Raw genomic sequence first — 1,624 nt, forward strand, 5'->3', positions numbered from 1 at the left:
CAGGTTCTTTAAGGTAAGGAGGTGATCCAACCGCAGGTTCCCCTACGGTTACCTTGTTACGACTTCACCCCAGTCATGAATCACAAAGTGGTAAGCGCCCTCCCGAAGGTTAAGCTACCTACTTCTTTTGCAACCCACTCCCATGGTGTGACGGGCGGTGTGTACAAGGCCCGGGAACGTATTCACCGTGGCATTCTGATCCACGATTACTAGCGATTCCGACTTCATGGAGTCGAGTTGCAGACTCCAATCCGGACTACGACATACTTTATGAGGTCCGCTTGCTCTCGCGAGGTCGCTTCTCTTTGTATATGCCATTGTAGCACGTGTGTAGCCCTGGTCGTAAGGGCCATGATGACTTGACGTCATCCCCACCTTCCTCCAGTTTATCACTGGCAGTCTCCTTTGAGTTCCCGGCCTAACCGCTGGCAACAAAGGATAAGGGTTGCGCTCGTTGCGGGACTTAACCCAACATTTCACAACACGAGCTGACGACAGCCATGCAGCACCTGTCTCACGGTTCCCGAAGGCACATTCTCATCTCTGAAAACTTCCGTGGATGTCAAGACCAGGTAAGGTTCTTCGCGTTGCATCGAATTAAACCACATGCTCCACCGCTTGTGCGGGCCCCCGTCAATTCATTTGAGTTTTAACCTTGCGGCCGTACTCCCCAGGCGGTCGACTTAACGCGTTAGCTCCGGAAGCCACGCCTCAAGGGCACAACCTCCAAGTCGACATCGTTTACGGCGTGGACTACCAGGGTATCTAATCCTGTTTGCTCCCCACGCTTTCGCACCTGAGCGTCAGTCTTCGTCCAGGGGGCCGCCTTCGCCACCGGTATTCCTCCAGATCTCTACGCATTTCACCGCTACACCTGGAATTCTACCCCCCTCTACGAGACTCAAGCCTGCCAGTATCAGATGCAGTTCCCAGGTTGAGCCCGGGGATTTCACATCTGACTTAACAGACCGCCTGCGTGCGCTTTACGCCCAGTAATTCCGATTAACGCTTGCACCCTCCGTATTACCGCGGCTGCTGGCACGGAGTTAGCCGGTGCTTCTTCTGCGGGTAACGTCAATTGCTGCGGTTATTAACCACAACACCTTCCTCCCCGCTGAAAGTACTTTACAACCCGAAGGCCTTCTTCATACACGCGGCATGGCTGCATCAGGCTTGCGCCCATTGTGCAATATTCCCCACTGCTGCCTCCCGTAGGAGTCTGGACCGTGTCTCAGTTCCAGTGTGGCTGGTCATCCTCTCAGACCAGCTAGGGATCGTCGCCTTGGTGAGCCGTTACCCCACCAACAAGCTAATCCCATCTGGGCACATCTGATGGCAAGAGGCCCGAAGGTCCCCCTCTTTGGTCTTGCGACGTTATGCGGTATTAGCTACCGTTTCCAGTAGTTATCCCCCTCCATCAGGCAGTTTCCCAGACATTACTCACCCGTCCGCCACTCGTCAGCAAAGCAGCAAGCTGCTTCCTGTTACCGTTCGACTTGCATGTGTTAGGCCTGCCGCCAGCGTTCAATCTGAGCCATGATCAAACTCTTCAATTTAAGTTTGATGCTCGTGAATTAAACTTCGTAATGAATTACGTGTTCACTCAGAGACTTGGTATTCATTT

Annotated in this window: 1 rRNA gene; it reads right to left on the minus strand. The window is 53.4% G+C overall.

Annotated features, from left to right (window positions below):
• Nucleotides 1-14: 14 nt before the first annotated feature.
• A 16S ribosomal RNA gene (locus OGX84_RS15505) occupies nt 15-1,556 on the minus strand.
• Nucleotides 1,557-1,624 lie beyond the last annotated feature (68 nt).

The organism is Citrobacter sp. CK202 (assembly GCF_030333225.1).
Classification (GTDB): domain Bacteria; phylum Pseudomonadota; class Gammaproteobacteria; order Enterobacterales; family Enterobacteriaceae; genus Citrobacter_B; species Citrobacter_B koseri.